An 8831-nucleotide genomic window follows, 5' to 3' on the forward strand; every position below is an offset into this window, starting at 1 on the left:
AAAGGCCCGAACCCGCGTGATTGATATCTTCGTCTACCCGGTCTCTGCCATCATGAAGCTCTGGCACCTCATTCTCCACAGCTTCCTCGGCGATCAGACCGCATGGCTCGTATCGATTCCGCTCCTCGTGCTCACGGTGCGCTCCCTCATCTGGCCGCTTAACTGGTCCGCCATCCGCTCCGGCCGCCGCTCCGCACTCATGCGCCCTGAGCTCGCCGCGCTCAATGCGGAGCTCGCCCAGGCCACGACGACAGCGGACATCGCGGCACACAAGGCAAAGGTCAAGGAAGTCCACGAGCGCTACCACTACCGCCCCGTGGCCGGCTGCCTCATTCCCTTCATCATGGTGCCCGTCTTCATCGGCCTCTACCAGGTCATCCTGCGCATGGCCCGCCCGTCGTTTACGGGCGCCATCGGGCTCATCTCCGCGGATGAGGTCGAAGATTTCCGCAGCACCACGCTCGCCGGCGTTCCGCTACCCGCCTATGTCTCCATGCCCGAGTCTTGGGCCACGCAGTACGGCGTCACTGGCGGCGAGGTCCGCCACCTCATCATGCCGCTTCTGCTCGCCGCGCTCGCTGCCACATTTATCAACATGTGCATCTCCTGCTACCGCGGTTTCCTCACCACCCAATTCGACAAGGCCATGCCGCGCCGCATGCTGTACGTGCTCGCGTTCTTCGCAGTGCTGACCCCCTACTTGCTGTGGAATGCCGCCATTCACGGCCCCGTCCCCGTGGCGGTCATCCTCTACTGGTTCACGTCGAACCTCTATACGCTCACCCAGACCCTCGTCAATGAGACCCTGCTACGCCGCCGCTACCCGCTTTCCGATGCCGCCCATGCCGCCCGCCGCGAGTCCTGGCAGCGCCACAGGGCATCCCGTAAAATCCCCCGCGCCGAGCGCCGCGCGCAGAAGAAGGCCGCCAAGGCCGAGGCCAAGCGCGTCGCAGAGCTGCGCGCGCAGCTCCTACGCGAGGAGCGCGAAGCTAAGAAGTCCGGTGAAGAGAGCTAAATCGTGTAATCCGCCGGCGGCTCAGCAAGCATCTGCTGCGCCATCTCGCGCGCAGTCCGCAGCGGTGCCACGTCGCGACGCAGGCGCGCCCCCGTGAGACCGCCGTCGAGCAGGATAAGAATCTGGTTCGCCTGCTCGCCCGAGGGGTAGCCGTTGCGCGCGCTGAGCAGGTCCGTGAGCACCGTGTGCATCCAATCGCGGTGCGTGTGACACGCCTCGACGATGCCGCGCTCTAGGTCCGTTTCCGGGCGCGGATACTCGCCCGCCGCATTGAGGAAGTGCGAGCCACGGAATTCCTTGCCCGGCTGCTCCTCGATCTCGATGTCGAAGAAGGCAAGCACCTTCTCCTCCGTCGTCGCATCCTGGGTGCGCTCAGTCCATACGGTGCGGGCCTGCTCGTCAAGCGCCTCGATATACGCGATGACGAGCGCGTCCTTGCTGCCAAAGAGCGAGTAGAGCGACGCCTTCGCCACGTCCGCCTCGCGCAGGATGCGGTCGATGCCGATGACACGGATGCCCTCCGTGTTAAAGAGGTTCGTCGCCGACTCGAGCAGGCGGCTGCGCGGACTTGGCCGGTTGCGTCGGGACTTCTTCGGGGTTGTCACAGTGCTCCTTCACGGGGTATCGGGTAGGTGGCTCCAGCCAGGGGGTGAAAAACTGGAAAACCGGTTCATCTACACACTGTAGACAAACCGGTATGTCCGGCGCGAATTATATTACTTCTTCGCACCGCGACCGCGGATAAGACCCACGATCCACAGGAAGACAACCGCACCCACAACCGCGGTAACGATCGAGAGAATCCAACCGTTCGAGCCGCCGATACCCAGCAGCTTGAGGATGCCGCCACCCACGAAAGCACCCACCAAACCAATAATCAGGTTCATAATGAGACTGTCGTCGCGGCCCATGATCTTCTCTGCAATCCAACCAGCGATAATACCGACGATAATCCAACCAATGAAGCTCATGAGAGCGCTCCTTTTCTAAGTAACTTTTTGGTCCATCTCCCATGGTGCGCCCGTTGCTCGAGAAAATCGAGAAAAAGCGAGAAAGCGTCCAATATCGTTATTGGACGCTTACTCATTCGTTAGCTAATCGAAACATTCTATAAATGTTCCGAGAAACTAACGCACACGGTTATCACTTAGAATCCGGGCGGACAACCATCATCGGGCACGGCGCGTTCTGCAGCAGCGCGCGCGAGGTGGAACCCAGCAGCATGCCCTTGAAGCCGCCGCGACCATGCGAGCCGACAACGAGCAGCTGGGCACCCGCGGCGGCATCGGCAAGCGCGCGCACCGGACGGTCACGAGCGATAACCTTCTTCACCGGGACATCCGGGTACTCGGCCTGGAACTCGGCCAAGCGCTCAGTGAGCAGCACCCCCTGTTCCTTCTCAACCTCGGCCCACTCGGCCTGCGCGGCAGACAAGCCGGCAAGCGACGCCTGCACCTGCATATCCATCCATGTGTGGACGGCGATAAGCTCAGCACCGCGGGCCGCAGCCTCAGCGAACGCGTAGTGCGTAGCCTTCTGGGAGACCTCGGAGCCATCGACGCCGACCACAACGGGTCCGTACTTCGTGGACTCGGTGACCTGGTTGTCCTCGCGAACGACGACGACCGGGCAGGACGCGTGGGAGACAACCGACGCGGAGACCGAACCCATAACCATGCCGGACAGGCCGCCCATGCCGCGGGAACCCATGACAACCATGGTGACGTCATGCGACATCTCGAGCAGCATGTCGATCGGCGAACCCTCAGCGATGGTGTGGCCAATCTTGATGTCCGGCGCAACCTCATGAGCCACGGCACGTGCAGCTTCGATCTTCTCCAGCGTCTCCGCCTGCAGATCGTCAAAGAGTTCCTTGGGCGGAACCATGCCCTCTGCGTAGAGGAACTGCGGAACCGTGTAGCTCGACGCAATACGCAGCGGGATGCCGCGCTTCATCGCGGTGTTTGCGGCCCACCGCACAGCGTTCTTTGACGCCTCCGAGCCATCGACTGCAACGACAACAATGTCTTCCTTGGCCATGACATCCATCCTTTCGAAGTGGTTATACCGTTAGTATACCGCCCATAAGACCGGACGCTACCAGCTAGATCACATCTCGGGGGTGGTGTGAGCGGCCTCCGCATTCGCCGGGAAGAAGACGTTATAGAAGAACTCACCGATCCGGGCGATGACAGCACCGATACCATCGGAGAAGAAGGCGACAATCGGTTCGAGAAGGGCGTTAAAATCCATGGCCAATAGATTAGTACACATGCGCAAAGGCTTCACCCCGTTGCCCATCCGCGATGGTCTCAACGCCACTCGCGCCCGCGTTCCCGAACCCGGGCTCACCGCCTACTCATTCGTCTGGCACCTCGTATCCTCCCAGCGCCACCGCCACCCCTCAGACAACGAGGCCGCAGTCCTCGCCCGCTTCGATGCTGGCGAGGTGGTTCTCCGCGACGGCACCGTCCTTTCTCCGGACTCCGTCCTTACTGAGGGCTCCGACGTCTACTTCTACCGCACCCCCGCTCCGGAAACACCCGTCCCCTACGACATTCCGATCCTCTACGAAGACGACCAACTCCTCGTAGCCGACAAGCCCCACTTCATGGCCACCATGCCCCGCGCGCGCCACATCACTGAGACCGCCACCGTGCGCCTGCGCCGCTCGACCGGTCTTTCCGAACTCTCCCCCGCCCACCGCCTCGACAGGCTTACCGCCGGCGTCCTTCTCTTCACCAAGGACCGCACCGTCCGCGGCGCCTACCAAACCCTCTTCGCCAACCGGGAAGTCTCCAAGACTTACGAGGCCATCGCCGCCTACCAGCCTTCCGATGCCCCCATTACCTGGCGCTCCCGCATCCACAAGGTCCCCGGCGAAATCCAAGGCACGCTCGTCGAAGGCGAACCCAACGCCATCACCACGCTCGAGTCTGTCATGCCCCTGTCTAGTTCGGAGCAGGCAGCCCTCGAAGCCATCCACGGCCCGCAACCCTCGCTCGCGCGCTACGTCCTCAAGCCCACCACCGGGAAGACGCACCAGCTCCGCCTCCACATGTGGGCCGCCGGCCACCCCATCCTCGGCGACCCGGTCTATCCCACCGTGCTCCCCGAGGACGCCGAAGACATGACCATCCCGATGCATCTCATTGCGCGCACGCTCTCCTTCACCGACCCGCTGAGCGGCGAGCAACGCACATTCACGTCACAATTAGGCACTACGTTCTAAAATTGACGTCCTACACGCCCACAATCCCTCTCCGGTGCACGCAGAGAGGGATTTTTCATGCTTTCCGCACGATGAGAAATGCTGCGAAAACCACTGGTCGAAGAATGGGGTAGCTATAACAACACAATTTCCCATTTCAATTCTCACCATGCCCGATCCGCACAATAATGGCGAGCCCCCAAGTCAGTTGCCTGCGGATCCCCCAAGTTAACCTCTGTGACTGCTGTGAATATTCGAACATAGGAACTTTCGCGGCCCGCTTCGTTGGAACTCCGTTGCCACCCGACCCTCGCTAGCATCCTCTGTCTGCTATCAAGCCTCGTTGCACGCTGCACTCCACTCCGATACCCTCAAGCCCGTAAACACCAGGAGGAGGAACGCCATGAAGACCGCAACAATGCTCAAGATTGTCACCGCCACTGTCCTCCTCCTCGCCGCTACACTGCTCGCCGCTGTCCACCTCTTCCATCGCGCCGAGGTCAACAACCTCGTCTCCCAAGCCGAGGACCGCGGCGTCAACTACGAGCTCACCATCCACAATCCCGTGCTGTATACCTACAGCTTCCTTCCCGAGTAGCAGCGCCCGCCCCGCCTCGACCCCGTATTCGTCAACGATCCCATCACGAATTGGCACGACCCCAACGTCCCGTTTCCGAACTAAATGCGTAACTGCGTGCCGCACGCTTCTGTATCCGCGCGCAGGCAGTCGCGCCGTTCTACTCGGCCCCTCCAGTACGAGCCGATGGAAAGATGGGATGCCTTCCTTTCGACGCTAACGCAAAGTAGCGAGCGTCCCACCAAGCAAACGACAGGCCCCCTTGAATCGCAGCAGTTCGACTAGGATTCTGCCCAGCACTATCCCGTTCCCTACATAGACTTAGGTGTTCCCTTTTGAACTAGGTTAATGGAGTTCTTCGGGAAAGTTATGTGAGTTGAACTACTTTCCACCCTTGGGCCCTGTCGATTAGGTCATTGTCATGAGTTGCAATGACGACGGCGGCGGGTGATGAGGTTATTACTTCGATAAAGCTGTCTATAAAGTCCCTAGTCAGGTGATTGGTTGGCTCATCCAGGAGGTATAGATCTGCTGGCGTTGCTAAACAATCGGGCCTAACCCCCGACGTGTCTACTTTCCGGGGTCAGGCCCATCTGTATTTCAGTCTTTGGTAGATGACCTTGGGACTTACTCGCATACGGGGAGTAAATTGAACTCGGATGATTTAGGTAGTGTGCGCAGGACTAAACTTGTCGCTATCAAACAGGAGATAACCGAGCACAGAGCACATAGCGCCATGCTTGCCTGAAAACCAATTGCGGCGAGAAATGTACCCGCGCTGGCGGAAGCGATGATAGGTAGCAATCCCATCATCAGACGCGCTCCTGCCGAGCACTTTCCTATTTTTTCGGGAGGTGCTGATAACGCAAGTAGTCCTCCGGAGTATGAGTTGCACGCAATGGATGGAACTACGATGAAAAATGCTGCGACTGCGATGAGTGCCCAATACTGGGAAAATACGAGAAGCAACAGATACCACAGTAGTTCCCAAAGCATTGTTGCTCGGATGATGTTTCTTCCTGGCAATTGCTTGATGAGGCGGTCTTGAAGAAGTCCTCCAACAATCATTCCAATAGTAAACATGGTTGAGGTGAGGCCGATTATCCAACCATCAACTTTGAGGTATGCCAGCCATAGGTCAATAGACGCGATGAGGAAAAAGTTGGCGAAGTTGGAGAAGATATCGATGCTGAAAATTGTTCGAAGCATCGGATATTTCCAAATCCAAGCCAAAGAATATTTGCTATCGGACCAGAACTCTTTAAACGAATACCGTTGCTCGCTGTTTGACTTCCCCAAGTCCATGCTGAAAGTTCTTGAAGCATAAAGCGGACCCAACCCAGACAAAGTTTGTACAACAAAGGGAATAACCGGGGCTAGACCGTAGAGAAAGCCTCCTAAAGGTAGTCCGACCATCCAGATAATGTTGTCTCGAGTTTGGTTACGGCCTTGCGCTTGAACAAGCAAATTCTCGGGAATGATGAATCTCAAAATGGCGTTGGTTAGGCCTCCGAACGCGCCTGAAATCATTCCTGCAAACAGGCTAAAAAAGAACAAAAGTATGAAAGTGAATTTGCTCAAGTAAAGTAGCAGCGAAAAGGTTGACCAAATAGCAATTTGGCTCAGCCCGTAGAAGAGAAGTAACTTCTTTTTGTTGAAACGATCAATGATCATGCCGGCCGGGATCGTCATGATCATCGAGCCGGCCGAACTTGCGGCTCCAATCACTCCCGCTTGACTTAGGCTTCCAGTGAGGTGGTAGCTCGCAAGTGAGATAGGGATGGCCACGAGGGATGCCCCCAAGGCGCTTGCTGTATCGGCGAAGAACCAACGTAGATAGTCAGGATGATTCTTGCGTACGGTGGTCCAAAATTTTTGATCAGAAGTCTTATAATCCTGCATCGTGTCTCTCAATGTTTGACAACCGCGACTGAAAGCTCATGCACGCAGCATGAACCCAGCATCGGATTTCCGAAATGGGCAATTCTCACGGGTCGAATTCTTGACCCGCCGCAACTTGCGGTGTGTCAAAAGGGATTTATTGATGCAGTAATGTGAACATGATGTGCTCCAGGTACTATGCCATTAATCTCGGATCAGTGCCTCTAAACTTCCCCGCAATAAGCTTACTAATTCTCTTGGGGTAGGCGCTTGCTCTTTAAGAACTGGATGGAGACCATAATAGCTGAAGTGCCCCAGGTTTTGTTCCGTTTGAGTAGATGGGAAAATCTGGAACATGCCAAGGAAATTTGACCAGGATGCGAAGGACCGCGTGGTCCGTCTCGTTGAGGACCGCATCTTGGCGGAAAATATGTTGATGCAAGCCGCGTGCCAGGCAGTAGCCCCAAAGCTGGGGGTTTCATGGCACACAGCTCGTCAATGGACCCAGCAGGCCCGCCGTTCGGGAAACACTCCAGAACCTGTGCCTGAAGATTTGGCCGCCGAAAACGCGAGACTACGCCGTGAGAATCAAGAGCTACGCGATACTAATGAGCTGCTGAAGGCTGCCTCAGCTTTTTTCGCGTCGGAACTCGACCCCAAACGTCGGAAATGATCCGATTCATCGATGAACACCGGAATCGTTTCTCTATCGAGTTCATTTGTAAGACGTCGAAGAATAACCGGGCTGGTGGGTTTATCACCTCGCGTGGTTATCGCCAGTCCAAGGCCCGTGGATTAAGTGCTCGTCGCCTTCGCGATGCTGTGCTGATTGAACGCATTAGGGCTGTTCATCGGGATAATTACGGTGTTTACGGGGTGCGGAAAATGTGGCATGCTCTTCGCCGTGAAGGAATTGATATCGGGCGTGAACAAACCGCTCGGTTGATGCGCCTGGCCGGTATTTCTGGCAAAGGCAAAGGCAGATCACCTATCACAACCCGAAGAGCTAACGTGCCTGATCTGCGCCCGGACTTGGTCGAGCGTGAATTCAAAGCTCAGGGTCCAAATAAGCTGTGGGTGGCCGACATTACGTATGTGCGCACGGCGAAAGGCTTTGTGTACGCCGCGTTTGTCACCGACGTTTACTCCCGCCGGATCGTTGGGTGGGCGTTATCAGACTCAATGCGGACTGAAGCACTGCCGCTGCAAGCTCTCAACCAAGCGATCGTGTGTGCTGAGGAAACAACAGGTCTCATTCACCATTCGGATCACGGGTCCCAGTACGTCAGCGTGGTCTACAACGAGCGACTAGCCCAGCACGGTATTGCCGCTTCCACTGGGACGGTTGGCGACTCCTACGACAATGCTCTTGCTGAAAACGTAAACGGCTCCTACAAGAACGAGCTAATCCATACTCGCAGGTGGGATGATGTTGTCGAGGTAGAAATCGCGACGTTCGAGTGGGTGTCATGGTGGAACGAGACAAGGCTCCACCAAAGCTTGGGATACCGAACCCCGGTTGAGGTGGAAACCGATTTTTGGAAGCAGACCCCGCCACAGGAAATAATAACGATCAAGGCAAATGCCTAGGAACAAAACTCGGGGCACTTCAGCCTGCCGGTATCGGCGGACATACACGTATGTCATCACCTCACCTCAAAGGGAACGGACGAAAAGCTCGACTTCGCCCCTCGCGTCCGCAGCGAATGCCGTCTCCTCAACGTCACATATGCGAAACGACGAAACCTTCCGGCCAGTACTCGTAACCGCTCCCCTTATTAAATGTCTCCCACTACTTCCGCAAAACTGAGCAAAACGTGTGGGCGTGTAGCGCTCGCGTGCCTCCGTGTGCCGATGACCCCTCTGCGTAACGATAGCCCTGTACTCGGGATGTAGCGAGGCCGATGCATTCGAGCACCCCATTATGTATGAGCTGTTGAAGAATCGCGAAGCGGTAGATTCGATGCCTCATTTACGTTTCAGGCTCCGACTGTCGCCGGCCCGCCAAAAGGCTCGGCATGACCGTCGGCGCGTTCTGCCTTCGGTATGCCAAGACCGCAAAAAGACCGCTTGCCGGGAAGAAGCGTGTTCTTCCCGGCAAGCGGCCTTTAAATATGTAGTTGTTGTTTGTTGTTTTTATGTCGGCG

General features: G+C 57.0%; 9 protein-coding genes. 4 read left to right on the top strand and 5 right to left on the bottom strand.

Translation table 11 applies throughout. The features are described from left to right. Nucleotides 1–16: 16 nt before the first annotated feature. Entirely contained in the window at nt 17–1015 is a 999-nt protein-coding gene (gene yidC / locus HMPREF3227_RS10645; protein WP_066512972.1) for a membrane protein insertase YidC, read from the top strand. Here the strand turns inward: yidC and HMPREF3227_RS10650 are convergent. From HMPREF3227_RS10650 to HMPREF3227_RS13610, 4 genes are all read right to left on the bottom strand, one after another. Beyond that, on the bottom strand, nt 1012–1620 hold the full coding sequence (locus HMPREF3227_RS10650; RefSeq protein WP_066512974.1) for a TetR/AcrR family transcriptional regulator: 609 nt from the start codon (nt 1618–1620) through the stop codon (nt 1012–1014). The genes yidC and HMPREF3227_RS10650 overlap by 4 nt on opposite strands. Before the next feature lie 111 nt (nt 1621–1731). Next, entirely contained in the window at nt 1732–1986 is a 255-nt protein-coding gene (locus HMPREF3227_RS10655) for a GlsB/YeaQ/YmgE family stress response membrane protein (protein ID WP_066493446.1), read from the bottom strand. A 172-nt stretch (nt 1987–2158) separates the two neighbouring features. Next, a complete protein-coding gene (locus HMPREF3227_RS10660) occupies nt 2159–3055 on the bottom strand; it encodes a universal stress protein (protein ID WP_066512976.1) in 897 nt (298 codons plus the stop codon). A gap of 69 nt (nt 3056–3124) precedes the next feature. Further along, a complete protein-coding gene (locus HMPREF3227_RS13610; RefSeq protein WP_168162240.1) occupies nt 3125–3268 on the bottom strand; it encodes a hypothetical protein in 144 nt (47 codons plus the stop codon). Here HMPREF3227_RS13610 and HMPREF3227_RS10665 point away from each other — a divergent pair. Both HMPREF3227_RS10665 and HMPREF3227_RS10670 read left to right on the top strand, forming a co-directional pair. Next, nucleotides 3204–4247, top strand: a complete 1044-nt coding sequence (locus HMPREF3227_RS10665; protein WP_082750342.1) for a pseudouridine synthase — start codon at nt 3204–3206, stop codon at nt 4245–4247. The two genes, HMPREF3227_RS13610 and HMPREF3227_RS10665, sit on opposite strands and share 65 nt — an antisense overlap. A 382-nt stretch (nt 4248–4629) precedes the next feature. Beyond that, entirely contained in the window at nt 4630–4824 is a 195-nt protein-coding gene (locus HMPREF3227_RS10670) for a hypothetical protein (RefSeq protein ID WP_066493438.1), read from the top strand. A 606-nt stretch (nt 4825–5430) separates the two neighbouring features. Here HMPREF3227_RS10670 and HMPREF3227_RS10675 read toward each other — a convergent pair. Then, the gene (locus HMPREF3227_RS10675; protein ID WP_066512983.1) at nt 5431–6705 is read right to left on the bottom strand and encodes an MFS transporter; all 1275 of its coding nucleotides are present in this window, start codon (nt 6703–6705) and stop codon (nt 5431–5433) included. A gap of 334 nt (nt 6706–7039) precedes the next feature. On the opposite strand from HMPREF3227_RS10675, the gene HMPREF3227_RS10680 reads away from it, so the two are divergent. Further along, nucleotides 7040–8274 (top strand): IS3 family transposase gene (locus HMPREF3227_RS10680; protein ID WP_197429529.1). Its coding sequence is split into 2 segments (ribosomal slippage): nt 7040–7328 and nt 7328–8274, totalling 1236 coding nucleotides; the frame shifts between segments, so codons are not numbered across the junction. Nucleotides 8275–8831: the final 557 nt, after the last annotated feature.

It is taken from the genome of Corynebacterium sp. CMW7794 (assembly GCF_001563605.1).
GTDB classification, from domain to species: Bacteria; Actinomycetota; Actinomycetes; order Mycobacteriales; family Mycobacteriaceae; genus Corynebacterium; species Corynebacterium phoceense.